Source organism: Sediminimonas qiaohouensis DSM 21189, assembly GCF_000423645.1.
GTDB lineage: Bacteria > Pseudomonadota > Alphaproteobacteria > Rhodobacterales > Rhodobacteraceae > Sediminimonas > Sediminimonas qiaohouensis.
Window position 1 is genome coordinate 1 of sequence record NZ_AUIJ01000026.1, and the last position, 26,089, is coordinate 26,089.

Below are 26,089 nucleotides of genomic sequence, written 5' to 3' on the forward strand. Positions count from 1 at the left end.
CTGGGCACCTTCACCGGCACCGGGCCGATCCCGGTCATGACCTCGCGCTCCGGCAGATAGCCATGGCGCACGAGGCGGGACCGGCCATCTTCGGTCTTGTCATCGGCATGGGAGGCAAGCAGAGCGGCCAGTTCCGCTTCCACCGCCTGCTCGATCAGGCGACGCGCGCCCGAGCGCAGGATATCCGTCAGCGGATCGGGCGAAAATCCCGATGGATCAGGCAATGGCGTGATGGTAGACTTCGTCATGTGGCATATCCCTTTCTCTTCGGAGAATTGACGGCGCGTGAACACCGCCATGATATGCCGCCCCTCAGGGGCCATCACCAACTTTCAGCTATATCTCCCCGCAAGTGAATTTCGACCTTTCCGCCAAGAAAACGGGTTTTGGCGCGTTGGCCGTCGGGTATGATTGGCAAAACGGGTTTCGCGGCGATGTGTCCCTGAGCGTGAGCGGCTCCGCCAACGTTGCCGGGCCCTGTTCAAGCGCGTCCAACGGCTCTCCCTGCGACGACCATGCGGACATCACCGATGCCTCGATCAGCACGGCGGCGGTGATGGGCAACGTGTTCTATTCGCCGTTGGAGCAAGCCGGAAACGACAGCCGCTTTCAGCCGTTCCTGGTGGCCGGTCTGGGGCTGGCGCGCAACAAGGTTGGTGAATGGACGCGGTTCAATGCTAATGCGACCACGCAAACCCGCACGTACCAAGGCAATTCCTCGGTTGATCTGGCATGGTCGGTCGGTGCGGGGGCGGCGTATCAGCTCACCCGGCCGGGTGAATGGCCGGTGATGCTCGAGGCGTCCTGGCGCTATTACGACTATGGCACCGCGGAAGGTGGCGCGCAGCCCATTGGAACAGGCTCGCAGCCGACAAAGCCGCTGACATTTGACAACACCGCGCATGTCATCGCTATTGGTATTCGCGTGCCTCTGCAGCGCTACTGACGCAAGGCGCAGTCGGCGCGCAAGCCGATACCGCAACCTATGAGCCGCCCGCGTGATACGGGCGGCTTTTGCTTTGTTCAGCTGTCGCTGTCCGATTTCGGCCAGAGCAGGGATTCCGCCGTGTAGACCAGCACCGCAAGGCCCACGGCCCCGGCCACCGCGACGCCCAGCAGGACGATCACGTCGATCGGCCCGCCGATATCGGCAAAGCCCGAGCGCGTCACCTTTTGCACGAAAAGCACCGCCGCGACGGCGCCGATAGGCATCGAGAGCTGCGCCCACAGGAACTTGCGCCAACTGACCGCGCGGTCGCGGATCAGGACGTAGAAATAGGCCAGCGTGATCACCGCGGCGAGTATGACCATCGTCCAGAACAGGCCGCGGCCGAAGATCTCTTCGAACACGGCGATCAGGGTTTCGAATGTCAGATCCTTCATCGTCTCGCCCTCCTCAGGCCTTGCCGCGCAGCATGGCGTTATACGTGGCCTTGAGCGCGATTTCCTTCATCAGCCAACTGATCCATAATTCCTCAAGGGGCGCGATGATGCCGGGGAAGGAGGGGGTCAGGTTGTTGTTGTAATCGAACTCGATCAGCATGGCGCGCCCGACCCGCGTGATCAGCGGGCAGGAGGTATAGCCGTTATAGCTGGCGTCGGTGGTGTCGCCGGCGATCTGTGCGACGAGGTGCTCCTCAACCACGGGCACCTGCCATTTGACGCTGGCGGCGGTTTTGCCCTTGGGTACACCGGCCACGTCGCCGACGGCGAAGATGTCCGGGTAGCGGCGGTGGCGCAGGCTGTGCATGTCCACCTCGACCCAGCCCTGATCGGTCCATTTGTCGGCCCATGACAGACCCGATTGGCGCACCACTTCGGGCGCGCGTTGCGGCGGGATGACGTGGAGGTAGTCATACGCGCGTTCGACCCGGCCATTGGGCGTTTGAAAGGTGGCGCGCTTGGCGCCCGGCTCGATCGAAGTCAGCGTTTCCTGCATGCCGGTTCCGATGCCGCGATCGCCGAACAGCATGCGCACCTTCTCGGCCACGATGGGCACCCCGAAAAGCGATTGCTGCGGGGCGGCATAGACGAAGTCGGACTTGCCGCGCGTGCCCGCCTTGCGCGCCAGGTCATCGATCAGGAAGGTATGTTTGAGCGGCGCGCCTGCGCATTTCATTTCCGTGGCCGGGCGGGTAAAAAGGCCGCTGCCGCCCTCGTCGATGAACTTCGATGCCGCTTTCCATGTGCGGGCGGCATAGTCCGGCCCGGCATAGAGCGCGCCGATGCCGTTCTCGCCGACCATGTCGAGGCTGAACCCCTCGATCGCGCCGTGATCCAGCACCAACCCGGTGGCGACAATCAGGTAGTCATAGCGCAGCGTTTCGCCCGATTGCAGGGCGATGGTGCGCGCTTCGGGGTCGATGGCGGCGGCGTTCTCGGGTTTGAGGGTGACGCCGGCGGGCAACCAGTCGGCGGTGCGGCTGACCGAGTAGCTTGGCGGCTTCAGCCCGGCGGCAATCAGCGAGAAGCCCGGCTGATACCAGTGCTGCGCGCCGCCATCGACGATGGTGATCTGCGCGCCCTCGAGGCGTTCCACGAGGCGGTTGGCAAGGGCCGTGCCCGCCGCGCCGGCGCCCAGGATCACGATGCGGGCCTTGGTTGCGACTTGTGCGTGCGGCCTGCCGGGCAGCCCCGTCGCGGCCAAGGCGCCGGCACCGGCGGCCAGGCCAAGGAACCGGCGCCGGCCGGGATCGTTGGTGCGGTCGTGGGACATGGGAGCATTCCTTTGTTTGGTACATGGATGATGCACCAATTCGGCAATGCCGCGCTTTGCGCTGAATCAAACGCGCCTGCCCGCCATGCGCCGCCCGCGATTACCCGACGCGGCGCAGGGTGCTGGCGATGCTGGAGACGGCGAACATCACGGCGACGACGCAGACGATGGTCGGCCCTGTCGGCGTGTCGAACTGATACGAGGTCTGTAGCCCAATCCAGGCCGCGACCATCGCAAGGGCGACGGCAAAGGCCGCCATTGCCTCGGGCGTGCGGGCGAAGGGCCGGGCGGTGGCCGCCGGGACGATCAGCATGGCGGTGATCAGCAGCACGCCGACAACCTTGATCGCCACCGCGACGACCACGGCCAGCGCCAGCGTCAGGATCAACTGCTCGCGCCGCGGCTCGATCCCCGCCGCACGGGCTAAATCGGGGTTGAGCGTCGCGGTCAACAGCGCCGACCAGCGCCACGCCACCAGCGCGACAACCAATAGCGCGCCGCCCCAGATCACCGCCAGATCGACGTGCGACACCGACAGGATATCGCCGAACAGGTAAGCCATCAGATCGATCCGGACGCCCGACAGGAACGACACCGCCACCAGTCCGAATGCCAGCGCAGAATGCGCCATCACCCCCAAAAGCGTATCCATCGCATAGCCGCGCCCCGTCAGTAGCGTCACGGCGGCGGCCATCACCAGCGCGACGATCATCGCGCCCACGAAGATGGGCATGGAAAACGCCAACGACAGCGCCACGCCAAGGATCGCGGCATGCGCCGTCGCATCCCCGAAATAGGCCATCCGCCGCCACACCACGAAGCACCCTAGCGGCGCGGCGGCGAGTGCGGTTCCGACGCCTGCCAGCGTCGCGCGGGTCATGAAATCATCCAGCATCAATGCGCCTCTTCCGCAGGTTTGGCGTGGGGGCCGTGGTCGTGATCGTGGTGGTGCTGATAGAGGGCAAGGGTGCCTTGCGTTCCTTCGCCGAAGAGGGCGCGGTAAACCGGCGCCTCGGCCACGACCTGCGGCGTACCTTCGCAGCAGACGTGCCCGTTGAGGCAGATCACCCTGTCGGAGGCGCTCATCACGACATGCAAATCGTGGCTCACCATCAGCACGGCGCAGCCGGTTTCCGATCTGACCTCTTCGATGCGGCGGTAGAAGGCGGCCGCGCCCGGCTGATCAAGGCCGGCGGTCGCCTCGTCGAGGATAAGCAAATCGGGGCTATCCAGAAGGGCGCGGGCCAGTAGCGCGCGTTGAAACTGCCCGCCCGACAGCGCCGCCATCTGCCGCGTCTGCAAACCGGGCACGCCGGCCCGGTCCAACGCGTCGGCGATGCGCGCGGCGCTGGCGCGGCGGGGCAGGGACAGGAACCGCGCCACAGTCATCGGAAGCGTCGGATCAAGCACCAGCTTTTGCGGCACGTACCCGATGCGCAGACCCGCCGCGTGGGTGATGCGGCCCTCTGACGGGCTGATGCCGCCGATCACCGCGCGCAGGAGGGTTGATTTGCCTGATCCGTTGGGGCCGACAATGGTGACGATCTCGCCGCGATCGATCCGGAAATCGACGTGATCGAGGACGGTATTGCTGCCGTAGCGGACGCTCAGCCCGCTGATCTTAACAAGTGGATCGGTCATGCGCGGGCCTCTTGGGCGCAGGCGGGGCACAGGCCGATCGCCTCGCGCACGCTGCGCTCGATCACGAAACCGGCGTCGGCGGCGGCGCGGCCCAGTTCGCCGGCCATCGGGTCGGCCTCGGCCTCGACCACGCGGTTGCAGGCGCGGCAGATCAGGAAGGCGGGCGAATGGGTGTCGCTGAGGTGGGTGCAGGCGATGAACGCATTCAGCCCCTCGATCCGGTGGGCAAAGCCGTGCATCGTCAGGAAATCCAGCGCCCGGTAGGCGACCGGGGGTTGCGAGCCGAGCCCCTCGGCGCGGAGCCGGTCGAGGATCTCGTACGCGCCCATCGAGCGGTGCCCTTCCAGCAGGATCTCAAGCACGCGCCGGCGCGTCGGGGTAAGCTGCAGGCGCTGTTCGGCGCAGTGCTGTTCGGCCTGTTGCAGGCTGTCGGCGACGCAACTGCCGTGATCGTGGGTTTCAAAACCGGGTGCGGTCATCGGTGGAGTCTCCTCCGTCGAGATTGGGTTGCAATGTTATACTGTATTGCCTATAGGTTGTTTCGATATGTTATATAATCACAGGAGCTGAGCATGTCCATGCATCGTTTGAAATCCGTGTTGCTGGGGATCGGGGCGGCGATGACGCTGGGCGCACCCGGCTGGGCGCAAGCGCCCGGCGTGGCAACCGATATCGCGGCCATCCATTCGCTTGCTGCGCGCGTGATGGACGGCGTCGGCACGCCCGATCTGATCATACAGCAGGGGGCCTCGCCGCACGGGTATTCCCTGCGCCCGTCCGAGGCGCGGGCATTGGAGCAGGCCGATGTCGTGTTTTGGGTTGGTGAAGAGCTGACGCCGTGGCTTGATCACGCGATCGAATCGCTCGCGGCGGATGCACGGGTGGTTGCGTTGCTGGATAACCCCAAAACCCTGACGCGGGAGTTTCGTGAGGGCGCCACGTTCGAGGCCCATGGGCATGAAGATGAGCAGGGGCATGAAGATGAGCACGGACACGAGGACGCGCACGCGCACGAGGATGAGCATGCGCATGACGGCATCGACCCGCATGCGTGGCTTGACCCCGAGAACGGCAAGGCGTGGCTGGACGTGATCGCGGCCGAGCTGTCGCAGGTCGATCCCGAGAACGCGGGCCTCTATTTCGCCAATGCGGCGGAGGGGAAAAAGGAAATCGACGCCGCGGCCGCCGAGGTAGCGCAAATGTTTGCGTCGCTCAGCGATGCGCGCTTCATCGTGTTCCACGATGCCTACCAGTATTTCGAGGCCCGGTACAATATTCCCGCCGCCGCGGCGATCTCGCTCAGCGATGCAAGCGATCCCAGTGCGGCCCGGATTGCTGAGATCCGCGAATACGTGGAAAATCAGGGGATTACCTGCGCCTTCACCGAGCCGCAGTTCAATCCCGGCATCCTGAACGCAGTGTTTTCAGGGGCCGAGGCGAAGACCGCCGTGATCGACCCGCAAGGCACGGATATCGCGCCGGGCCCGGGGTTCTACCCTGCGTTCCTGCGCTCTGTCGGACAGGCCATTGCGGGTTGCCTATAGAGCATGATCCTGCCCGCCGCGCGCGCATTGCGGGTGGCGAGCAGGCAGGCAAGGCGTCAGGCGGGTTGCAGGCTCATGGGGGCGAACTCGTGAAACTTCAGCGCCTTGCCGTCGGTTTCAATAGCTGATCCGGGAGGCACTTCGATCCAGGTTTCTGCCTCGGCCAGTGGCTCGGAGCAGATGATCACTCCGCCCTGTTGCACCTTGTAGTAAAGGCTTGGCGCGAAGCGGTCCGAGGCGTAGCGCGCGGCGAACACCCGTTTGCCATCGGTCCAGCAGGCCGCGAAACGCATGAACGGGGTTTCGCCATTTTCCCGGGCGAGCGTTTCGACCCGTCCCACCGCGCGCGCCATCGCCGCCACCGGCTCACGATCCAGCCCGCCGCCGGCGGCGATCAGGAAGATCGCCTCGCTATCGGTGGCACCATTGCGCCGCTCATAGAGGTCGGCGGGTATCATCGCGTCCAGCGCCTGCCGGATGCGCAGGTGCCCGCCGACCTGTCCGTTATGCATGAAGCACCATGGCCCCACGCCGAACGGGTGGCTGTTGTTGCGCGAGACCGCCATGCTGGTCGAGGCGCGCACATGGGCGAGGAACAGCTGCGCCTTGGTGTGATAGGCGATCTGCTTGAGGTTGCTATCGGACCATGCGGGGTTGAGATCCTTGTAGATGCAAGGCGTGCCGCGATCCGTGTACCAGGCCAGCCCGAAGCCATCCCCGTTCAGGGGGGTCTTGCCGATCAGGGCGTGGCGGCTTTGGGCAACGAGGCATTGATCGCCCTTGAACACAAACTCATCAAGGTGCCGGGCTGCCCCGGTCCAGGCTAGGAAACGGCACATTATGCGGCCTCGGGGGTGAAGCGCGCGGTGCGGGTGTCCACGCGGTAATCACGGGTGAATGCGCCAGGGGTGCGGGCGATCTCATCGACGGCGCGGATGATCGTGTCGGCCTTGGCGTCGCTCATCAGGACCGAAAAGGCCAGGCGCGTCCATCCCGGTTTGTCGATCTCGTGCCCGGCCAGTATCGCGGTCCGCAGGCGATCGGACTGGACGCGGCCGAGGCCGAGAAGATGGTGCGCATAGGGCCCCGCGCAGGCGCAGCCGCCGCGCGCCTGAATACCGAAATGATCCGACAGGATCCGGGTGACAAGCTGTGGATGAACCGGCGCGCCGTCGGACCCCGTGATGCGAAAGGAAAACACTGGCAGAACGTCGCTTGCGTGTTCATTGCACAGGATATGAAGGCCCGGCGTGGCCCGCCAGACCTGCAAGGCGCGGCGGCGCAGCGCGTGCAGGTGCGTGGTCATCTGATCCTGGCCGATGGCCTCCTTGACGGCAAAGCACAGGGCCGCGCGGATATCGCCGATGATGTTGGGCGTGCCGGCCTCTTCGCGGGTAGTGACATCGTGGGAATAGTCGTGCCCCCACGGCGAGACAAAGCGCACGGTGCCGCCGCCCGGCAGGGTGGGCGTTTCGCGCGCGACCGCGTCCCGGCGCACGATCAGCACGCCAGACGCCCCCGGTCCGCCGATGAACTTGTGGGGCGACAGGGCGATGGCATCTATGCCAAGGCCCATATCCACGGGCAAGTAGGGGGCGGCGGCGGCGTAGTCCCAGACGCTAAGCGCGCCATGCGCCTTGAGCAGCTTGGTGATCGCGGCGACATCGGTGACGATGCCGGTAACGTTGGACACGGCCGAGAACGCGCCCACCACCGGGCGGGTGCCCGCGTCGACAAGCGCCTGTTCCAGCGCGGCGCGGTTCGGGCCGCCCTCGTGGGCCTCGGGGATCTCGACCACATCGGCGCCGCTTTCGCGCCACGGCAGGATGTTCGAGTGATGCTCGTAGGGGCCGATCAGGACGCGGGGTCTTTGGCCCGTCTGCACCATGCGGTCCACGCCCAGAAGCGGGGCGAGGCGGCTCAGGCCCGCGGTTGCGCCCGAGCCGGTAAAGATGACCGCGTGAGGATCATCCGCGCCGCATGCGCCGGCAATGAGACGCCGCGCCTCTGCGCGCATACGGTTCATCACCCGGCCGCAATGGGACGCCTCGGTATGGGCGTTGGAATAGTAGGGCAGCACCTCGGCGGTGATCGCGTCCTCGACCTGGTGCAAGGCGCGTCCGGAGGCGACGTAATCGGCGTAGATCAGGGGACGGGGGCCATCCGGGCCGGGGATCTCCAGCCCCTCGCCGATCACCCCGTCGCGCAGGTGATCGATCACGTCGGGCCGCTCAAGCGAGCGCGAAAAGCGGGAAAAGAAGCTGTGTTCGGAAGGGTGGCAGGGCAAGAGGGGCCTCATTTATGCGTTTGTGATTGTATGCGTGGAATATTTCAGGCAAATCGGGTGAAATCATCACAAGTTTATGCGTCAAAAGGGCTGTTTTTCGATCATATGACCCAAGATGCCGCCAAGAATATCGATCACATCGACGCCGCCATTCTGCGCGTGTTGCAGCGCGATGCCGCCCTGTCGCAGCGCGAGGTGGCCGACGAGGTGGGCCTGTCGCACAACGCGTGCTGGCGCCGGATGGTGCGCTTGCGCGAAACCGGCGTGATCCAGGGACAGACCGTGCGGCTAGACCTGACGCGTCTGGGGCTTGGGTTGACGGTGTTCGTGATGGTGCGCACGCGCGATCATTCGCCCGATTGGCTAAAGCAGTTCCGCAGGACGGTTCTGGGCATTGAAAACGTGATCGATTTCTTCCGCATCGCGGGCGACTACGACTATATGCTCAAGATCGTGGCGCGCGACATGAACGATTTCGACCTGGTCTATCAACGCCTGATCGAGGGCGCCGCGCTTGAGACGGTCACGTCCTATATCGCGATGGAGGCGATTGCCGACCGGCGGGATTTGCCTGTTTGAAGCGCTACTTCGTGACCCCGCTCGTGATGCGAAAAGAGGGCAGCGCCTGCCTGGGTAGGCGCATTATCCTACCGGTGCCCAAGGCGATATCATCAAGTAAATCGTGACATTTCAACAAGTTGCACCGTTGAAAGCGTCTGCCGGGGGCAGGCACGCGCTGCCCGGCGGTGCCGCCGGGCGGGTCATCTCCGCCTTGTCGCGTCCACACTCGGGCGCGGGCGATCCGGGGCATTATTGTGAATGCTGCGCGTTTTGGATTCGGCGGCACGCGTTGTCATCATAACTTCATTTGAAAGATGACCGGCCAGGTGGTTCTTGTTTGCCGTGGCCGCCCGCCATGCATGCGGTCGCGCAAGGCTTTTCAAACCGAACCAGTCGGAGAACAGATATGACACTGACCCGTTCCGCGACGGCTGTTGCCGCGCTGATGGCACTGGGCGCGTCGCCCGTGGCTGCCGAAACAGAAATCCAGTTCTGGCACGCCATGGGCGGTGCGCTTGGCGAAAAGATCGAGGAGATCGCCGCCGGTTTCAACGAGACGCAGGACGAGTTCACCGTCGTGCCGACCTACAAGGGCAACTACACCGAGAACATGACCGCCTCGATCGCGGCGTTCCGCGCGGGCGAGCAGCCGCATATCGTGCAGGTGTTCGAAGTGGGCACCGCCACGATGATGGCCGCCGAGGGCGCGATCAAGCCGGTGCAGCAGGTCATGGACAATGCCGACATCACCTGGGATGCGGATGCCTACCTGCCGGCGGTGAAATCCTACTACACCACCACCGACGGCGCGCTGCTGTCGCTGCCGTTCAATTCGTCCACGCCGGTGCTGTGGTACAACCGCGATCTACTGGACGAGGCCGGTATCAAGGACGTTCCCCAGACGTGGAACGAGATGTTCGCCGCCGCCGACAAGCTGCAGGCGTCGGGGCACGAGTGCGCGTTTTCCTTTGGCTGGCAGTCGTGGGTGATGCTGGAGAACTACCTCGCGTGGCACGATCAGCCGATCGGCACCAAGCAAAACGGGTTTGCCGGGCTCGATACCGAGTTGGTCTTTGACGAAAGCGAAGACCTGACCACCCTGTTGCAGCGCATTGCCGACAGCCAGGAGGCGGGCACATTCCGCTATGGCGGGCGCCGGGGCGACTCGCTTCCGCTGTTCACCTCGGGCGAATGCGCGATGTGGATGAACTCCTCGGCCTATTACGCCGGGATCAGCGATCAGGCCGAGTTCGAGTTCGGGCAGGCGATGCTGCCGGTCAACACCGACGCCGCCGAGACGGCGCAGAACTCGATCATCGGGGGAGCGACGTTGTGGGTACTCGAAGGGCACCCGGAGTCCGAGTACCAGGGCGTTGCGGAGTTCTTCAACTACCTCAGCTCGCCCGAGGTGCAGGCCGACTGGCATCAGTTCTCTGGCTATGTGCCGATCACCACGGCGGCCTACGAGCTGAGCAATAGCCAAGGCTTTTACGAGGAGAACCCGGGCACCGACACGGCGATCCAGCAGCTTTCGTTGAACGCGCCGACCGAGAATTCGCGCGGCCTGCGGTTCGGCAATTTCGTCCAGATCCGCGACATCATCAACGAGGAGCTAGAGGATCTGTGGGCTGGCAACAAGACCGCCGCCGAGGCGCTGTCGGATGCCGCCGAACGCGGCAATGCCCTTCTGCGGGAGTTCGAAGGCTCCAATTCCTAGGCCGGATGAGCAACCCCGGGGCGGGCCAAGATGGCCCGCCTCGTTGCACTGGAGGTCCATGTGCTCACCAAGAAGGTCACATTCAGCCATCGCTGGCTACCTTACCTGCTGGTCGCGCCGCAGATCGCGATCACGCTGGTGTTTTTCATCTGGCCCGCCAGCCAGGCGCTCTATCAGTCGGTGCTGCGCCAGGATGCCTTCGGGTTGAAGACCGAGTATGTCGGGTTGGCGAACTTTGCCAAGCTGTTCAACGACCCGCTTTATTTGCAGAGCTTTTACACCACGATCACCTTCAGCGCGCTGGTCGCGGGCGTGTCGATGGCGGTTGCGCTGGTGCTGGCGGTGATGGCGGACCGGGTCGTGCGGCAGGCGACCACCTATCGCACGTTGCTGATCTGGCCCTATGCGGTGGCACCGGCCGTGGCCGGGGTGCTGTGGTGGTTCCTGTTCAACCCCACCATCGGCATCGCCGCCTACGCGCTGGATGCTTTGGGGTATGATTGGAACCACTACGTGGACGGGGGCGACGCGATGACCCTGATCGTGGTTGCGGCCTCGTGGCGGCAGGTGTCCTACAACTTCCTGTTCTTTCTTGCAGGTCTTCAGGCGATCCCGAAGTCCCTGACGGAGGCGGCGGCGATCGACGGGGCCGGGCCGCTCAAGCGGTTTGTCACGATCCAGTTGCCGCTGTTGTCGCCGACCGTCTTTTTCCTGCTGGTGGTCAACGTCGTCTATGCCTTCTTCGAGACGTTCGGCGTGGTGCACGCCACCACCGATGGCGGGCCGGGACAGGCGACGACGATCCTTGTCTACAAGGTCTGGCGCGACGCCTTCCAAGGGCTGAACCTTGGCTCTTCGGCGGCGCAATCGGTGGTGTTGATGGCGATCGTGATCGCGCTGACGGCGATCCAGTTCCGGTTTATCGAGCGCAAGGTGGAATACTGATGGTTGAGCGGCGGCCCCTTCTTTTGTTCATCCAGCATGCAGTGCTGATCTTCGGGGCGGCGGTGTTCGTCTTTCCGATCTACCTGGCGTTCATAGCCTCGACCCATACCGCACGCGAGGTCAACAGCGGCTTGCCACTTCTGCCCGGCGGTCAGATGTTCGACAACTACGCCACCGTTTTGGGCGAGGGGCTATCGACCGCCGGCGCCCCGCCCATCGGCCTGATGCTGATGAACTCCACGATCATGGCGCTGGCGATTACGCTGGGAAAGTTGGTGATCTCGCTGCTGTCGTCCTTTGCCATCGTCTATTTCAAGTTCCCGTTTCGGGTGCTGGCGTTCTGGACGATCTTCATCACGCTCATGCTGCCGGTCGAGGTGCGTATCCTGCCCACCTACGAGGTGGTGGCGCAACTGGGCATGCTCAACAGCTATGCGGGGCTGTCGGTGCCGCTTATTGCGTCCGCGACGGCCACGTTCCTGTTTCGGCAGTTCTTCATGACCGTGCCTGACGAGTTGACCGAGGCGGCGCGGATCGACGGGGCGGGGCCGATGAAGTTCTTTCGCGATATCCTTGTGCCGCTGTCGCGGACCAATATCGCGGCGCTGTTCGTGATCCTGTTCATCTATGGCTGGAACCAGTACCTATGGCCGCTTCTGGTGACCACGGACGAGAGTTATTACACCATCGTGATGGGTATTCAGCGCATGGTCAATGCCGGCGAGGAAACGCCGCAGTGGCACCTGATAATGACGACCGCGATCCTTGCGCTGGTGCCGCCGGTGGTGGTGATTTTGGGGATGCAAAGGCTGTTCGTGCGCGGCCTTGTCGAGGTCGAGAAATAGCAAAGAGGAAATCGCAGATGTCCGACATCCGGCTGCGCAACGTGCGCAAGGTCTATCCCGGTGCCGCCGAGGCCACCATTCCGGGCCTGTCGCTTGATATTGGCGCAGGCGAGCTGTGCGTGCTTGTCGGGCCGTCGGGCTGCGGTAAGTCCACGCTGCTGCGCATGGTTGCGGGACTTGAAGAGGTCACCGATGGCGAGATCAACATCGCCGGCCGGCAGGTCAACGACCTTGAACCGGCGCGGCGGGATATCTCGATGGTGTTCCAGAACTACGCGCTTTATCCGCATATGACGGTGCATGGCAACATGGCCTATGGGCTAAAGAACCGCGGCATGCCCAAGGCCGAGATCGCGGAAAAGGTCGGCACCGCGGCCAGGATGCTGGGCCTGGCGGATTACCTTGATCGCAAGCCCCGGCAGCTATCGGGCGGTCAGCGACAGCGGGTCGCCATGGGGCGGGCCATCGTGCGCGAGCCGGCGGCGTTCCTGTTCGACGAGCCGCTGTCGAACCTCGATGCCAAGCTGCGGGTCAAGACGCGGGTGGAAATCCGCGATTTGCAGCAGCGCCTTGGCACCACGTCGATCTATGTCACTCACGATCAGCAGGAGGCGATGACGCTGGCCGATACGTTGGTGGTAATGAACGCGGGCAGGGTCGAGCAGATCGGCCCGCCGATGGAGATCTACGCGCGCCCGGCCTCGCTGTTCGTGGCGGGGTTCATCGGTTCGCCGCCGATGAACGTCCTTGCGCCCGGAACCGGCGCCGCCCTTGCAACGGCAGCAGGGATCGAGCGGGCCGCCGGGCACGCGGTCGTCGGCGTGCGGCCCGAGGACCTGCGCGCGCAGCCGGGCGGGCCGCTTGCGGTCACGGTGCGGGTGGTCGAGCGGCTGGGCGCCACGGCCAACGTGCACGGAGTGCTGGACGACGGCGCAAGCGAGGTCATCGCCAGCCTCTCGGGCACCGATCTGCCGGGGCCGGGCGAGGTAATGCACCTGGGCGTCAACCCCGCCGATCTGCACCTTTTCGATCACGCTAGCGGCCAGCGGCTGGAGTGTGCGGGGGCGTGATGACGCCCCCGGGGAGGGCGGATTACGCCTTCATGCGCGACGAGGTGGGATCATACATCGGCTTGATCGATGCCTGCGCCGCAACGCGCGTTCCGGCCACTTCGATCTCGTAGGACGAGGCCAGGACCTGCGCTTGTGTCTCGCCCGGGCAGGGCACGTATCCCAGGCCGATCGCGCCCCCCAGCGTGTGGCCGTAGCTGCCCGAGGTCAGGTGCCCGACAACCTGGTTGTCCCGGAGTATCGGCTCGGCGTGGTAGAGCAGGCATTCGGGATCGGTTAGGCGAAACTGCACCATGCGGCGCTCAAGGCCCGCGTCGCGCTTGCGCAGCACCGCGTCGCGGCCGATGAAATCGGGCTTGTCTTTCTTGACCGCAAAGCCAAGTCCGGCCTCGAGCACGTGATCCTCGCTGCTGATATCGTGGCCGAAGTGGCGAAACGCTTTCTCGATGCGGCAACTGTCCATCATGTGCAGACCACAAAGCTTCGCCCCCATCGCGTTGCCGGCGGCGTCGAGCGTCTCAAAAACGTGGGCGGCCATGTCGGCCGAGACGTATATTTCCCAGCCAAGCTCGCCCACGTAACTCACGCGGTGCGCGCGGGCGAGCGCCATGCCAATCTCGATCTCTTGCGCGGTTCCGAACGGGTTGGCCGCGTTTGAAAAGTCATTGGGCGAGACCGCTTGCAGCAGGGTGCGTGCGTTCGGTCCCATGACCGCGATGACGGCTTCGCCGGCGGTCACATCGGTGATGACCACGCGGCGATCGCCGATGTGGCGGCGCAGACGGGTCTCATCTGCCAGCCGGGCCGCCGCGGGGGTCACGACAAGATAGGCGGTTTCGCTCAGGCGGGTGACGGTGACATCCGCCTCGATCCCGCCCCGGGAATTGAGCAGTTGGGTGTAGACGATCTTGCCGACCGGCACGGAGAAATCCCCGCCCGCGACGTAGTTCATGAAGGCCTCGGCATCCGGCCCCTCGACGCGCAGCTTGCCGAAGGACGACATATCGTAAAACCCGACATTCTCGCGGATGGCGCGATGCTCGCGGGCGGCGTTGTCGAACCAGTTCTGGCGCTTCCAGGAATAGCGGTAGGTGGGGTCCTGCCCCTCATCGGCGAACCAGTTCGCGCGCTCCCATCCGGCCAGTTCCCCGAACACCGCGCCGCGCGCCTTGAGGTGGCCATGCAATGGTGTCCGCCGGACCCCGCGCGCGGTCGCCTTTTGCCGAAACGGGAAGTGGTCGGCGTAGAGCAGGCCAAGCGTTTCTTTCGAGCGCTCGAACAGGTAGGTCTTGTTGCCTTGGAAGGGCTGCATGCGCGAAATATCGACATCCCCCAGATCAAATGGCTTTTCGCCCGTATCCATCCATTCCGCCAGGGCCATGCCCGCGCCGCCCGCCGACTGGATGCCGACCGAGTTGAAGCCCGCGGCGACCCAGACATTGTCCATTTCAGGCGCTAGGCCCAGATGGTAGGCGTCATCGGGGGTAAAGCTTTCGGGGCCGTTGAAGAAGGTCTGGATGCCGGTTTCGGCCAGCAACGGCATCCGGTTCACGGCCCAGTCGAGGATGGGCTCGAAATGATCGAAATCCTCGGGAAGCTGATCAAACTCGAAATCCTCGGAGATGCCATTCATGCCCCACGGCTTTGCATTGGGCTCAAACGCGCCCAGCATGAGGCTTCCGGCGTCTTCCTTGTAGTAGGCGCATTCGTCCGGCACCCTGAGGACCGGCAGCGCGGCAAGGCCGGGGATCTTGTCCGACACGACGTAGAAATGCTCGCACGCGTGCAGCGGCACATTGGTGCCCGCCATGCGTCCTACCTCGTGTCCCCACATGCCCGCACAGTTCACCACGTGATCGCAGGCGATCGTGCCCGTTCCCTCGGCGCTTTGCCAATCGACGCCGGTCACGCGCCGCCCGTCGCGGCGCAGGCCCGTGACCTTGACCTGCTCCAGGATCGTGGCGCCGCGCTTCCTTGCGCCCTTGGCCAGCGCCAGCGCGATATTCGACGGATCGCCCTGGCCGTCGCGGGGAAGGTAGACGCCGCCGACCACGCCGTCACAGTTCAGGTGCTCGTACTTTGCCTTGACGTCGGTGGGCGAGATCGGCTCGACTTCGACGCCGAAGGCGCGCGCCATCGACGCTTGGCGCAGCAGCTCTTCTTGGCGCTCCTCGGTCAGGGCCACGGTGATGGAGCCGACGCGCTTGAATCCGGTCGACATGCCGGTTTCGGCCTCCAGCCCGCCATAGAGTTCCTGGCTGTACTTGGCGAGCCGGGTCATGTTCTGGGTTGCCCGCAACTGCGCGATTAGCCCGGCCGCGTGCCATGTAGTGCCCGAGCAGAGCTGCTTTCGCTCCAGCAGCACAACGTCGGTCCAGCCAAGTTTGGTCAGGTGATAGGCGACGGATGCGCCGACGACACCGCCTCCGATGATGACGACGCTTGCGGTTGAGGGTGGGGGCATGTGAGGCGCTCCTTAGTAGACAGGGGGTGCAATGACCCAGACGGCAACCGCCGGGTCGGGGTAGGGGTTCGCCCAGCGATAGCTTTGGTCGCGGATGCGGAAACTGTCACCGGCCCGGACCGTGAAACACGTATCGTCCAGCCAGATATCGAGCGTACCCGACACCATCCAGACGACTTCCTGCGTCGGGCGCGATGTCGGGGCCGGGCGGCTGGCGCCGGGTTGGAAGGTGGAGTGTATCACCTCAAAATCGTCGGTGAGATCGGGCGAGATCAGCGTCTCAATCAACCCGTCCGCGTGTTCGCCGATGACCCGCCGGGCCTTGTCGCGCACGATGCGGCCCTTTTCGGTGTCGGGCGCGTCCGCGTTTCCGAAAAACAGCGACAGCGGCACCGCGAAGACCGCGCCGATCGCCTCCAGGTCCGACATCGTGGGCGTGGAGATGTCACGCTCGACCTGGCTGATCCAGCCGACGGAGCGACCAAGGCGGGCGGCCAGATCCTCCAGCGTCATCTTGCGCGATTTGCGCAAGGCGCGCAGGTCTTTGCCCAGTGTGTTGGTTTCGGTCATCGCGCACCCCGACCATGGCGTTAAACTCTCGGCTGAGTTCAATCAACGCCTCGTGAAAATGTCAACGAAATTTTCACGAGGGGCGCCTAGGTTGGGGGCCGAGGAAGGCCGCCGGTTTGCATTGGATCGCCGCGTTGGCTGCGTTGCCTTGGGCGCGCTGGCCCGGCTATCGATCGCTGCGGCGCAGCTTGGGCGCTACCGCCATTTACGCGCACCGCAGCATCCCCCGCCGCGTGAGCGGCATTGCGAAATTACTGACAGAAAGGGGCCATTCGTAGTAGGATTGGCAGGACGCGGACGGAAGCGGTGGAACGATGTCTGGGGATTGGCGCGGCAGGGAAAGCTTGTTTCGGCGGCTGGCGTCGCGGACGGTCGCGCTCTTTTTTGGCCTGGTTTTGCATGTCCAAGCGCAGCCGGCGCAGGCCGAGGTTGACCTTTGGCAGTTGCTCGCCGGTGGCGGGGATCAGATCGATCTGCCGGCAGAAGGCACCACAGGCCGCGCCGATGTAAAGGCCGCTGTCACGCTGTTGGGTCCCGAAGGCGGAACCGCGCTGACCGCGCCCGAAGACGAGGCGATCATCGTCGCCCATGCGGGCAGCGATGTAACGATGGAAAACGTCACCTTCCGCAAGACCGGGCAGGAGCGCTTTGCCGCTTATGTGAATGGCGGCACCCTTCGGATCACGAACTGCCGGATCGAAGGGGGGTTCGACACGGCATTCCACGTGGAGGCGGGCCGGCTGGAGCTGTCGGGCTGTCGGATGGCCGGGGCGGGCGCGGCCAAGGTCAGAAACGGGATTACCGCCCAGCCCGGCGCCGCCGTCGCGATCTCGGGTAGCCGCCTTGAAGGCGCCGGGGAAATCATGGTCTATGCCAACGGCGCGGAGGTGTCGCTTGCGGACGTGACGATCTCGGACGCGGCGCAGCATGCTCTTTTGTTGCGCGGCCAGGGCGAGGCGCGGATAGACGGGCTACACGTGTCCGGCGAGGCGCAGATCATGCTGGTGGCGGTGCAGGGCGTCTCCGTCACGGGCAGCGATGTCGTGCTGGAGGGCGCCGGCGGCAGCGCCGTCTTGGCCCAGGATGCCGCCGATGTTTCATTAACCGGGCTTGATGTGCGCGGGCCATTCGACGGCGGTCTCATCCTTCAGGGCGGCGGAGGGGGCACGGTCGAGGGGTTCTCTGTGACCGAGGCCGCAATGCCGGTACAAGTGTTGGGCGTCTCCGGGCCCGTGACCCTTAGGAACGGCCGGATCGAGAGCGCGACAGAAAGCATCAATATCGACGTGTCAGACAGCCGGAACGTGACCGTTGAGCAGGTCCGCGTTCAGGGCGGCGATGTCGGCATGCGTCTGTCCGGCGATGTCGCTGGCGCACGCGTGACGCGGTCGGTCTTCAGCGGGCAGGCACGCTACGGCGTTGTGTTGCAGGACATCGCGCAGGGCGACGGCGGCACACCGCCGGCAATCGAGAACACCACGATCGTTGCGCCGGGCGAGGGGCTGGGGCTTTTCGCCAGTAACGCCGATCTCGTAGAGTTTCGGGCCAATACGCTGCTTGGAGCGTCGGACAGGGCGATCTATCTCGATCGCAGTTCCCTGATCGGCGCGGCCGATAACAAGCTCTTCTCGGCGCCGACCGAGGTCGCGCGCACCCTCGTGCTGCGGGATCTGGAAGGGGATTGGGGGCGGCGATTTGTTGCGGACGGCCCGACTGATCCGGTCGAAGGCGGCCCCCTTCCCGCGGACGGCGGAGCCTCCCTGACCGTTGCAGCCCTTGTCGAGGCAGGCGGGCTGAGCCGGGCAGAGAAATTCGCGCTGGCCGATTTCGCAGGGGGCAAGGCCGTGGCCGACCCGGTCGCGCTTGAGACGGCCCTGTTGGCCATGCCTGATCTGGGCGAACGAGCGGAGCGGGCGGGGATACGTGTTGGTCTTGCCGCGCCGGCGGGGCAGGACGGCTGGCTGCCCGATGCCGTCGAGATCGCGCTGATGGACGCGGCTGGCCGCGAACACGTCGTGCGCCCCGGGGATTTTCCCCTATCTCTTCTTCCCGGCACTTATGAGATCGCGCTGGACGGCAGGAAAGCGGGCGTGGTGACGATCGCGCCGGGCACGCCGCTGACGCTGCCCGAGCTTGAGCAACCCTATCTCGTGTCGCGCAACGATGAGGGCCGGGTTCTGCGGGGGGCCTATCTGCACCTGCGCGGCGAGAAGGTGCTATCGCGCATCCTTGAGGGGTGGCGGCCGCTTCGCGTGGGCGAATGGATGAGCCGCCGGAGCTACGCGATCGCGCGGCGCGGTGCCGACCGGGATCTGGCCGAGGCGATGATTGAGGAGGCCCGCACCCGCATCCCCGAACTCGACGAGACGATATCGGCCGAGCGCGCGGCCGGCAACGACGTGCTTGCGGGGCGCCTCTACAATCAGCGGCGGATGTACCTGGAAATATTGGGAGAGTTCGGAGCTGCGCCTGACATCGGCTGGCTCATCTCAACGCTTGTCGCGAACGATTCCGGTTATCCGGCGACCGACCTGGCCGCCCGTGCGGAGGCGCGCCTTGGCCGTCTTGAGGACGGGCCCCTGAAGGACCTGGTTGTCTCGCGCCTCAAGCAGGCGCTCGACGACACCGTCGCGCGCAAGGCGGTGCTGGCGATGGCGCGACTGGGCGACACCTGGGCGCTTGATGTGCTGGCCGCCATGCGCGCCGGGATGGTGCAGGGGGCCAAGCCAACGAATGCCGTGCCTTGGGGGATCGAAACGCTTGTGCTGGCCGCGCCCGAGGTCGCGCTTGGCCACATGCGCGATTACCTGTCCCGGCTGCAGGAGGTTGGAGAACGCTACGCGGCGGGCGATGAAATCGAATGGGGCAGCCTGAAATCGAGGGCGGCATGGCGCAACGCGGGCCTGGCCATGGCCTATCTTGCGCGTCACGGAACAGAGGCGGACCGGGCGCTGACGATGCTGCCCGTCCCCGCCACGGCCGGTTATGACGGGTTCCTTCCCTTTTCGGCCGATGGCGCAGAGCTTGTGCGCACCTACCTGGGCGCCGCTCCGCAGGTGCGGCGCGCCCGCATCAACTACTGGACGCGGAAATATGGGCAATGGCTCTGTCCTGCCCTGACACTGGCCGACGCCGATCGCACCCGCGAGTTGGTGCTGAACATGGAACAAGTCGTAGCCCGGGCCGTGCGCCGGCAGGTGATCACGGACTACTGGGAAAAGACCCCCAGGGCGCGCAACGGCATCGACCGCTCCATCGCCTATGCCATGGGCCTGTCGGCCGCGCATTGTCGCATCACGCCGGAGGTGACGGAGCTTTCCCTTTCCGAAAGCGCAGCGAGCGAGGAGGAGCGCAAGTTTGAAAACAACGACTACGATCCGCGCTGGTGGGTTCGCCCGGTGCGCGCCCGCCGGATGATGAGCCGGTTTGCCGATGAAAGCCGCAGCTTGCGTCTTGACGGGCTTGCGCAATACGACACCGATCGGCTCATGGCGATGCTGGCCGAAACGAACGCGGCGGATACGGACCTGGCCCGGGTGTTCGAGGCCCATCACCGGCTGCTGACGGACGCGTTCGTTAGCCCGCAATGGCCGGTATCCTTCCAATCCGAACGGCGCGTATTCAGGCTTCGGAACGAGGGGGGAGACGGCTCGATCAGCCTCGCGGGCCATGTCGATATCCGCCCGATCCCGGGTGGCGAGAAGCTGATTGTCGCGATCCGCCACGACATCCGCTCGCCCGATTTCGGAGGACTAGCCGCAGCGATGAGGGCCCCGGACCGCAAGCCCTTCGAGGTGGATAACAGGCGCCGGATGTTCGAGTTCGTAGAATTGGAGCAAGACGGTGTGCTCAAAGAGGCGCAATTCGTTACCTCCACGCCGGCTGGTGTGCTTCTGTTCGAGGTGCCCTTTGATGGCGATCTGGCCAAGAGCTATCTGCGCATCGGCATGCGCTTCGTCGACACACGCTGGCAATTGGACGTGTCGCTGTTCGACAGTCACCTGGCGGTCGATCGCCGTCGGTTCAGCCGCGAAAGGGAGGGGGTGCGATGAGACGCTTGCGCATCTGGGCCGCCATACTCGCCCTTACCGCCTTCGGTCAGACCGCCGTGGCGGATGGCTTCAGCGAGGATATCTGCACGCGCGGATCTGACGGTGTCTTCTTCGGCCGGGCCTTCACGCTGAGCTATGAATTCCCTGTCAGCAGGCCGCTGGAGGAAGGGGCAACCCCCGCCCATGACGGTCTGTTTCCGTCGGCGCCAGCGATGCGTTCCGCCGGGGCGGGGGAGGCGGTGAAATGCAATGGCGGCGGGATGGTTAACGCGATCAACTGCGTGGCCGAACGTATCGAAGGCGCAAGCGCCGCGGCAACGGGCGCGGCAGCCGAGGCGATGCAAGCCGCAGCAGACGCCGCCCGGGCGGCAGCCGCCTCGGCCTCGGCCCGGGGTCCATCCGCGGGTGCAGACACCGGCCGCGAAGCCGGGGCAGATGAAGACAGCGCCGTGACCATAACGATGGAATTCCGTCCGGTCTTTGACGCCGGGACGCCGGCCATGATGTCGATAGAGGCCGCCGGTCCAACCGACATCGCCAGCGACCGCGAGCTGAGCGACGAGGACGCCCGCCAGATGGCGGGCCGCGTGGCCGAGCAGATGCGCATCCTGCGCGAATGGCAGGTTCCTCTGGACGCGACCCAGACCGAGGCCGTCATCGACGGCGCGCCCCTGGGCGTCGGCGTTCCGTTCACCGCCGAGGGCGTGCAGGCCGCGACCGACAAGACCCCGGCCTACCGAATGCCTGCGGCCTGTGCCTCGCTCTTTCGCGCGTATGTCGACCGCGATGCCTTGCGGCAGCGCCGGGCCGACGTAGCCGAGCGCGCGCAGCGCCTGCGCGACGAAATCGAGCGGCAGCGCGAAGAAGCGGGCGCCCTGGGCTATTTCTGGGACAGCGAATGGGTCGACCGGGCGGAAGCGTTGGTCGAGCGCCTAGATCAGCAACTGTCGGCAATCGACGGCGAGATTGCCGAGAAGACCGATTATATCGACCGGCGCGGTGAGCGGCTGTCGGAAGAAGACCGTGAGCGCGAACTGGAGGCGATCCGATCCGATCCCGAACGCCTGGCCGCCGAGGAGCAGCGCCGGCGGGACGCCCTGATCGAGGCGGCGCGCGATGCGCGCAAATACAAGTGGCAACTCATCGAGGGCGAGCAAGAATACGCGAAAAAGCTGGCCGCCTATGACGCCTTGATCAACCGGGCAGAGACGCAGGGCAACGACGCCTATGCCGATCAGCTACGCTCGGACAAGAGCCGCCTGGAAACCGCCCGCGACCAGTGGCGTGAGCATACCGACAGCGTCTACCAGTCGCGCCTGAGCGAGCAGCAGCGACTTCTGGATCGAAACCGCAGCGAGGGCATCGGCCCGGTGCAGGACGCGACCAGCCTGTTGCTATCGGAGGGCGAGAACCCGGTCGAAGTGCTGGAAGGGGGGGCACGGGAGGCTGCGCGCGCGTTCGTCTCGGGGCGCGTCGCCACCGATGCGCGCACGTTGGGCGGCTCGGCCACGGAGGAATACACGCTCGACGATTTCGCGCGCGATCTTGGTGATTCCAATGCGGAAATGTGGGAGAACCCGGAGCTGTTCGCGCAGCGCTACGGCAGTTATCTGCAAGGGGCGGGCGAGGCTACCAAGGATGCCGTCTCGGATCTCGCCATGCTCGCGGCCGAAGCGGGTGACACGGCCGGGGAGGCGTTCGAGTCGGGCCTCAGCGATGTCACGGGCCATGAGTTCAACTCCTTTGGCCGCGAGAACCTCGACACGATCGTCGGCGCCGCCGAAACGCTGTCCGAGGCGGATGCGCTGGCCATCGGCGAGGCAGCAGGGGATCTTGCCGACTACGCCGGGCGCCGCGTCGAGCAATTGGCGGGCCAGGGCGAGGCGGGCATACGCGAGGCGCTGCGCGGGACGGGCTACGCCACCGCCTCGATCCTTGGCGCTGAAGAGGTCGCGCTTGCCGGTGCGCTCAAAGCGTCGCGCCTGGGCCGCGCGGCCGGGGACGCCGCCACTGCGGGGAAAGCCGCAGACGCCGCGACCGACGCGGCCCGTGCGGCGGATGCGGCTGGCGATGCCCGGCGCGCAGGAAATGCCGCCGGGGCCGCGACGGATGCTGCGCGGGGCGCAGGGCGGATGGACGCCCCGGCACGCAACGCCGCGCACGAAGCGGATGCCGCCCGTGATGTCGCGCGGAGGACCGATGGCTCGGCTGGCGAGATGACGGCCACGGCAGCCCCCTCAAACCCGGCGCGGACGAGGATTGTTGAGGCCCCCACTGCCCAGCCGGAGGGATCGCTCGCTGCCGACGGGCCCGTCGGCCTTGACGATGGTAGCGTGAAACGCGCGGAGGGCGCGGTTCGCGACACCCCCGTCGAGGCGCGCCCCGTCGCGCCCGAAAAGGAAACCCGGGGAATGGCGGACGTGCTGACCGACAGGCGCGCGCCCGACGCCACCGCCACCACGCGCATCGAGCCCGGCCCGGACGCGCCCGCCAGCACGCGCGTCGAGCCCGGCCCGGATGCCGCCGCCACCACGCGCGTCGAGCCCGGCCCGGACGCCACCGCCAGCACCCGCGTCGAACCGGGCCCGGATGCCACCGCCACCACGCGCATCGAGCCTGGGCCGGACGCCACTGCCAGCACGCGCATCGAGCCCGGGCCGGATGCCACCGCCACCACCCGCATCGAGCCCGGCCCGGACGCCACCGCCACCACCCGCGTCGAGCCGGGCCCGGAGTTTGACACAACTATGCGCGACCCCACGCTGGACGCGCCTGTTGGTCGGGCCGCCGTCGCGCACGATCCGGACGCGACCATGGACCTGGACGCTGACGCTATTGCTGCCAGGATCGACGATCTGCCCGCGGCCGAGCGAGCGCCAGATGCCACAGGCGGCGTGCGGCCGGAAGGGGAGGCGAAACCGGGGGCCGACTTCACGTTCTACGACAGCCCGGCACGCGCGCCGCCAAAGGCCGAGCGTATCCGGCAACCGCTTGAGGCCGAGCTGCTGGATTCCGCACTGGATACCTCTCCCGATTATCGCTTTTCCGGGTCCCTCGCCTCGCTCGACAACATCCCTGATACCGGCCGCGTCAGTGGCCCGCCGTTCGAAATACTCACGAAAGGCCCCAACCCCAAACCGCGTGTCATGCCGGGGCGGCTACTGCGGAAACCTGACGGCTCCAACGTCGTGCTTGGGGACCTGATCGGGACCGGCGCCACCGCGAACATCTTCGAGAATGCCCTTGATCAGAACAAGGTGATCCGGCTGGTCAAGTATTCGGGTGATTCAAAGAACATGGCCAAGCTTGACCTTGTCGGTCGCCGCGTGGCCGAGGCCGTTCAGGATGCCGACGGCAATGGGCTTTTTCGCACGACGCGGATCGAGGACCAGTTCATCATGTCGGACCCGAACGGCGAACGGTGGATGGTGGCAATCGACGAGAACCTGGCCCAAACCGGCGGCGGCATCACCGATGCCAAGACCCGCTTCGCCCAAAGGCGCCCGAATGCCGCGGAAGAACTGACCATGGCGCTGGCAATCCGGCAGATGAACCGCCGGGGCGTCGTGTGGACCGACCATAAGCTGGCCAATTTCGACATCGTTCCCAATCCCGAGAGCCCAACGGGGTATCAAATGGTGATCTTCGATACCGGTGGCGTGCGGCCCGTGGCAGGATCGGACCGTTTCGCCCGCGGACGCAACGCGCAGCGGCTTCAGCGCGTCTTTGACCAGACACCGGCGGCGTCGAAGCGCGGACGGATGCCCATCAAGTTTATCCAGGATCACGAAGACGCGCTCAAATTCTTCGACGATCGGGTCTTCGATCCTCCCGATCCGGTTGAGCCGGTTCGCACGGGTCTCACGCCAAACCAGATCAACCGGCCGGATCACTACCTTGATCTATCCAGCATGCATCACGACGATCTGGAAGACCTCGCCACAGAGACCTTCGGCCGCGAGATCAGCATCCCCTTCAAGTAGCGCTGAACCGTACGATATCGACCATTGCCCTTGTTGTCGGCGAGGTCAAAGTTCTTGCGCCGCGGTGTATCGATGGCAAGCCATCATCCAATGCCTCCAAGTAGCGCGCGGTGTGGTCGAGCCCTTTGCTGCATGTGATGACCATTCAAACCGGGCGGTCATGGTCCGTCCGCCCACACGCGAGCCCCGTACGCTTTGATCGAAATCAGCGACGGCCTTCACCAAGCAGGATAAATCGCGTTTCATGCCTATCCGGTCCTAGGAGTTTTTCCCATGCAACCTGAGCCACGTCAGACACGCCCGACCGGAATACCGTCCTCGGCACTTGCCGCTTGCGCCCTGCTTTTCCTGCCCCTTGTTTTCGTAGCCGGCTCGCTGATCAAGGGCGGCCCGGTTCTGGCGCCGTTGCCATCCGGCGGTGTGGGCGCGGTGGCGGCGCCCCATCTCGACCGGCTTCTGGATAGTGTGCCGGTGGGTCCGGGCAGCCTCGGTATCCTTTGTGGCGCAGGGAGTGCGACCTACTCGGATACCCGGCGAGGGCTGATCTACGGACACGCAGGCTGGATCCCGGGCTATGTCTCCAGCCTGAGTCATTATGCCGATCACGGCCTGACAGTAGCCTTCCAGATCAATACTGATGCGGGCTTCCTCGACGACTCGAGCGGCGTGGTTTCGGCCCTTGAAAAGGCACTCGCAGATCTCGCGATCGGGGCTGTGCGATGATCGCCCGGCGCGCCATTCTGACCGGCCTTGGCGGCATCGCGCTCACGGCGGGGGCTTGGGGCACGGGGGACTATCGCGCCACGATGGCAGCGGCCGAGGCCCGCATTTCACGGCGCAGCAGCATCATTAAGACGCAGGCTGGATCGCTGGAATACGCGGTTGCGGGGCGCGGGCCGCCGCTGATGATGATCCACGGGACCGGAGGTGGCTTCGATCAGGGGCTAACCTTCGCGCATGGGCTACTGGAAGCCGGCTTCCAGATCGTTGTGCCATCGCGCTTTGGCTATCTGCGCAGCGCCTTTCCCGAAGATGCCTCGCCCGCGCATCAGGCGGATGTGTTGGTGGAGTTGCTCGACCATCTCGGCCTTGATCGGATCGCTGTTGCGGGCGGATCGGCAGGGGCGCTCACGGCGGCGGAATTCGCCCTGCGCCACCCCGACCGCTGCTCGCATCTCGTGCTGATCGTGCCAGCGATGAACCTGACCGGCCGGGATCCGGTAGAATTCACTTCGTTGCAAAGCATGGCGGTCGAGCGCGTCCTGAACTCGGATGTCTGGTTCTGGGCCTTCGCGACACTTGCCCCGAATATGTTGCTGCGGACGCTCTTGGCCACCGATCCGGCCTTGCTGGCAAGGGTTTCCCCCAAGGAACGGCGCAGGGCCGACCTGATCCGGCAAGGGTTGATGCCGATCAGCCGCAAGACCGACGGTTTGCGTGCCGACGGCATCTGGGCGGGAACGCCCACGTCGACGGCGTTTGAGCGCATCGCCGCGCCGACGCTGATACTGTCCTGCGAGGACGATCTCTTTGGCACGGCCGACACGGCGCGGCTACTGGCCGACCGGATCGCGGGCGCGCGCCTGACCGTCTACCCGGATGGCGGTCATATCTGGCTCGGCCACGACGCCGATCTGACGCGGGAAGTTCACGATTTCATTCGGGGTGCACCGCGCCCCTAAGCCTTTGCGGAA

The 26,089-nt window shown here is 65.4% G+C and carries 20 protein-coding genes and 1 pseudogene; 11 read left to right on the plus strand and 10 right to left on the minus strand.

The genetic code is table 11. The features are described 5' to 3' along the window. Window positions 1–248, minus strand: a pseudogene (locus G568_RS18985) (IS256 family transposase); the annotation flags it as partial. A 104-nt stretch (window positions 249–352) separates the two neighbouring features. On the opposite strand from G568_RS18985, the gene G568_RS0114795 reads away from it, so the two are divergent. Then, the gene (locus G568_RS0114795; RefSeq protein WP_026758760.1) at window positions 353–946 is read left to right on the plus strand and encodes an outer membrane protein; all 594 of its coding nucleotides are present in this window, start codon (window positions 353–355) and stop codon (window positions 944–946) included. A 77-nt stretch (window positions 947–1,023) separates the two neighbouring features. On the opposite strand, the gene G568_RS0114800 is transcribed toward G568_RS0114795, so the two are convergent. From G568_RS0114800 to G568_RS0114820, 5 genes are all read right to left on the minus strand, one after another. Further along, complete coding sequence (locus G568_RS0114800; protein WP_026758761.1) at window positions 1,024–1,383, minus strand: DUF5368 domain-containing protein; 360 nt, start codon at window positions 1,381–1,383, stop codon at window positions 1,024–1,026. Window positions 1,384–1,396: 13 nt separating this feature from the next. Further along, window positions 1,397–2,716, minus strand: coding sequence for an NAD(P)/FAD-dependent oxidoreductase (locus G568_RS0114805; RefSeq protein WP_026758762.1), 1,320 nt, complete (start codon window positions 2,714–2,716; stop codon window positions 1,397–1,399). A 100-nt stretch (window positions 2,717–2,816) separates the two neighbouring features. Beyond that, the gene (locus G568_RS0114810; protein ID WP_026758763.1) at window positions 2,817–3,611 is read right to left on the minus strand and encodes a metal ABC transporter permease; all 795 of its coding nucleotides are present in this window, start codon (window positions 3,609–3,611) and stop codon (window positions 2,817–2,819) included. Continuing rightward, window positions 3,611–4,357 (minus strand): metal ABC transporter ATP-binding protein, encoded by a 747-nt coding sequence (locus tag G568_RS0114815; protein ID WP_026758764.1) that lies wholly within the window; start codon window positions 4,355–4,357, stop codon window positions 3,611–3,613. The genes G568_RS0114810 and G568_RS0114815 overlap by 1 nt, the downstream gene beginning before the upstream one ends. Continuing rightward, window positions 4,354–4,836 (minus strand): transcriptional repressor, encoded by a 483-nt coding sequence (locus G568_RS0114820; protein ID WP_026758765.1) that lies wholly within the window; start codon window positions 4,834–4,836, stop codon window positions 4,354–4,356. Before G568_RS0114820 ends, G568_RS0114815 begins: the two co-directional genes overlap by 4 nt. Window positions 4,837–4,929: 93 nt before the next feature. Between G568_RS0114820 and G568_RS0114825 the strand changes: the two genes are divergently transcribed. After that, window positions 4,930–5,901 (plus strand): zinc ABC transporter substrate-binding protein, encoded by a 972-nt coding sequence (locus G568_RS0114825; RefSeq protein ID WP_342664622.1) that lies wholly within the window; start codon window positions 4,930–4,932, stop codon window positions 5,899–5,901. Window positions 5,902–5,957: 56 nt separating this feature from the next. Here G568_RS0114825 and G568_RS0114830 read toward each other — a convergent pair whose 3' ends face one another. Together G568_RS0114830 and G568_RS18990 are read right to left on the minus strand one after the other, a co-directional pair. After that, entirely contained in the window at window positions 5,958–6,740 is a 783-nt protein-coding gene (locus tag G568_RS0114830) for a class II glutamine amidotransferase (protein ID WP_026758767.1), read from the minus strand. Further along, window positions 6,740–8,200 carry an aminotransferase class V-fold PLP-dependent enzyme gene (locus G568_RS18990; protein WP_037374279.1) on the minus strand — a complete coding sequence of 487 codons (1,461 nt, stop codon included), beginning with the start codon at window positions 8,198–8,200 and terminating at the stop codon, window positions 6,740–6,742. Before G568_RS18990 ends, G568_RS0114830 begins: the two co-directional genes overlap by 1 nt. 93 nt (window positions 8,201–8,293) lie before the next feature. On the opposite strand from G568_RS18990, the gene G568_RS0114840 reads away from it, so the two are divergent. The 5 genes from G568_RS0114840 to ugpC all read left to right on the plus strand — a co-directional run bounded on the left by G568_RS0114840 (window position 8,294) and on the right by ugpC (window position 13,326). Then, on the plus strand, window positions 8,294–8,767 hold the full coding sequence (locus G568_RS0114840; RefSeq protein WP_037374287.1) for an Lrp/AsnC family transcriptional regulator: 474 nt from the start codon (window positions 8,294–8,296) through the stop codon (window positions 8,765–8,767). A 388-nt stretch (window positions 8,768–9,155) separates the two neighbouring features. Next, the gene (gene ugpB, locus G568_RS0114845; RefSeq protein ID WP_026758769.1) at window positions 9,156–10,466 is read left to right on the plus strand and encodes a sn-glycerol-3-phosphate ABC transporter substrate-binding protein UgpB; all 1,311 of its coding nucleotides are present in this window, start codon (window positions 9,156–9,158) and stop codon (window positions 10,464–10,466) included. Between the two features lie 30 nt (window positions 10,467–10,496). After that, window positions 10,497–11,411, plus strand: a complete 915-nt coding sequence (gene ugpA / locus G568_RS0114850) for a sn-glycerol-3-phosphate ABC transporter permease UgpA (protein ID WP_211222263.1) — start codon at window positions 10,497–10,499, stop codon at window positions 11,409–11,411. Further along, window positions 11,411–12,256, plus strand: a complete 846-nt coding sequence (gene ugpE / locus G568_RS0114855; RefSeq protein WP_026758771.1) for a sn-glycerol-3-phosphate ABC transporter permease UgpE — start codon at window positions 11,411–11,413, stop codon at window positions 12,254–12,256. The genes ugpA and ugpE overlap by 1 nt, the downstream gene beginning before the upstream one ends. A 17-nt stretch (window positions 12,257–12,273) precedes the next feature. Next, on the plus strand, window positions 12,274–13,326 hold the full coding sequence (gene ugpC / locus G568_RS0114860; RefSeq protein ID WP_026758772.1) for a sn-glycerol-3-phosphate ABC transporter ATP-binding protein UgpC: 1,053 nt from the start codon (window positions 12,274–12,276) through the stop codon (window positions 13,324–13,326). Window positions 13,327–13,348: 22 nt separating this feature from the next. On the opposite strand, the gene G568_RS0114865 is transcribed toward ugpC, so the two are convergent. Together G568_RS0114865 and G568_RS0114870 are read right to left on the minus strand one after the other, a co-directional pair. Beyond that, complete coding sequence (locus G568_RS0114865; RefSeq protein ID WP_026758773.1) at window positions 13,349–15,790, minus strand: GcvT family protein; 2,442 nt, start codon at window positions 15,788–15,790, stop codon at window positions 13,349–13,351. Between the two features lie 12 nt (window positions 15,791–15,802). Then, window positions 15,803–16,360: a helix-turn-helix domain-containing protein gene (locus G568_RS0114870; RefSeq protein ID WP_026758774.1), complete on the minus strand. Its 558-nt coding sequence runs from the start codon at window positions 16,358–16,360 to the stop codon at window positions 15,803–15,805. 314 nt (window positions 16,361–16,674) lie between these two features. Between G568_RS0114870 and G568_RS18995 the strand changes: the two genes are divergently transcribed. The 4 genes from G568_RS18995 to G568_RS19000 all read left to right on the plus strand — a co-directional run bounded on the left by G568_RS18995 (window position 16,675) and on the right by G568_RS19000 (window position 26,077). Then, window positions 16,675–20,412, plus strand: coding sequence for a right-handed parallel beta-helix repeat-containing protein (locus G568_RS18995; RefSeq protein WP_037374280.1), 3,738 nt, complete (start codon window positions 16,675–16,677; stop codon window positions 20,410–20,412). Continuing rightward, window positions 20,409–24,395, plus strand: a complete 3,987-nt coding sequence (locus G568_RS0114880; protein ID WP_026758775.1) for a hypothetical protein — start codon at window positions 20,409–20,411, stop codon at window positions 24,393–24,395. Before G568_RS18995 ends, G568_RS0114880 begins: the two co-directional genes overlap by 4 nt. A gap of 273 nt (window positions 24,396–24,668) precedes the next feature. Further along, entirely contained in the window at window positions 24,669–25,118 is a 450-nt protein-coding gene (locus G568_RS0114885) for a hypothetical protein (protein WP_026758776.1), read from the plus strand. Continuing rightward, entirely contained in the window at window positions 25,115–26,077 is a 963-nt protein-coding gene (locus tag G568_RS19000) for an alpha/beta fold hydrolase (RefSeq protein WP_051203048.1), read from the plus strand. Before G568_RS0114885 ends, G568_RS19000 begins: the two co-directional genes overlap by 4 nt. The last annotated feature ends 12 nt before the right edge of the window (window positions 26,078–26,089 follow it).

Bases quoted from the DNA above. Each gene is read 5' to 3' on its own strand.
- G568_RS0114865 (WP_026758773.1), bottom strand. From the start codon at position 15,790: ATGCCCCCACCCTCAACCGCAAGCGTCGTCATCATCGGAGGCGGTGTC.
- G568_RS0114820 (WP_026758765.1), bottom strand. From the start codon at position 4,836: ATGACCGCACCCGGTTTTGAAACCCACGATCACGGCAGTTGCGTCGCC.
- ugpA (WP_211222263.1), top strand. From the start codon at position 10,497: ATGGCCCGCCTCGTTGCACTGGAGGTCCATGTGCTCACCAAGAAGGTC.
- G568_RS19000 (WP_051203048.1), top strand. From the start codon at position 25,115: ATGATCGCCCGGCGCGCCATTCTGACCGGCCTTGGCGGCATCGCGCTC.
- G568_RS0114810 (WP_026758763.1), bottom strand. From the start codon at position 3,611: ATGCTGGATGATTTCATGACCCGCGCGACGCTGGCAGGCGTCGGAACC.
- G568_RS0114885 (WP_026758776.1), top strand. From the start codon at position 24,669: ATGCAACCTGAGCCACGTCAGACACGCCCGACCGGAATACCGTCCTCG.
- G568_RS0114880 (WP_026758775.1), top strand. From the start codon at position 20,409: ATGAGACGCTTGCGCATCTGGGCCGCCATACTCGCCCTTACCGCCTTC.
- G568_RS0114815 (WP_026758764.1), bottom strand. From the start codon at position 4,357: ATGACCGATCCACTTGTTAAGATCAGCGGGCTGAGCGTCCGCTACGGC.
- G568_RS0114830 (WP_026758767.1), bottom strand. From the start codon at position 6,740: ATGTGCCGTTTCCTAGCCTGGACCGGGGCAGCCCGGCACCTTGATGAG.
- G568_RS18995 (WP_037374280.1), top strand. From the start codon at position 16,675: ATGTCTGGGGATTGGCGCGGCAGGGAAAGCTTGTTTCGGCGGCTGGCG.
- G568_RS0114805 (WP_026758762.1), bottom strand. From the start codon at position 2,716: ATGTCCCACGACCGCACCAACGATCCCGGCCGGCGCCGGTTCCTTGGC.
- G568_RS0114825 (WP_342664622.1), top strand. From the start codon at position 4,930: ATGTCCATGCATCGTTTGAAATCCGTGTTGCTGGGGATCGGGGCGGCG.
- G568_RS0114840 (WP_037374287.1), top strand. From the start codon at position 8,294: ATGACCCAAGATGCCGCCAAGAATATCGATCACATCGACGCCGCCATT.
- G568_RS0114870 (WP_026758774.1), bottom strand. From the start codon at position 16,360: ATGACCGAAACCAACACACTGGGCAAAGACCTGCGCGCCTTGCGCAAA.
- ugpE (WP_026758771.1), top strand. From the start codon at position 11,411: ATGGTTGAGCGGCGGCCCCTTCTTTTGTTCATCCAGCATGCAGTGCTG.
- ugpC (WP_026758772.1), top strand. From the start codon at position 12,274: ATGTCCGACATCCGGCTGCGCAACGTGCGCAAGGTCTATCCCGGTGCC.
- G568_RS0114800 (WP_026758761.1), bottom strand. From the start codon at position 1,383: ATGAAGGATCTGACATTCGAAACCCTGATCGCCGTGTTCGAAGAGATC.
- G568_RS18990 (WP_037374279.1), bottom strand. From the start codon at position 8,200: ATGAGGCCCCTCTTGCCCTGCCACCCTTCCGAACACAGCTTCTTTTCC.
- ugpB (WP_026758769.1), top strand. From the start codon at position 9,156: ATGACACTGACCCGTTCCGCGACGGCTGTTGCCGCGCTGATGGCACTG.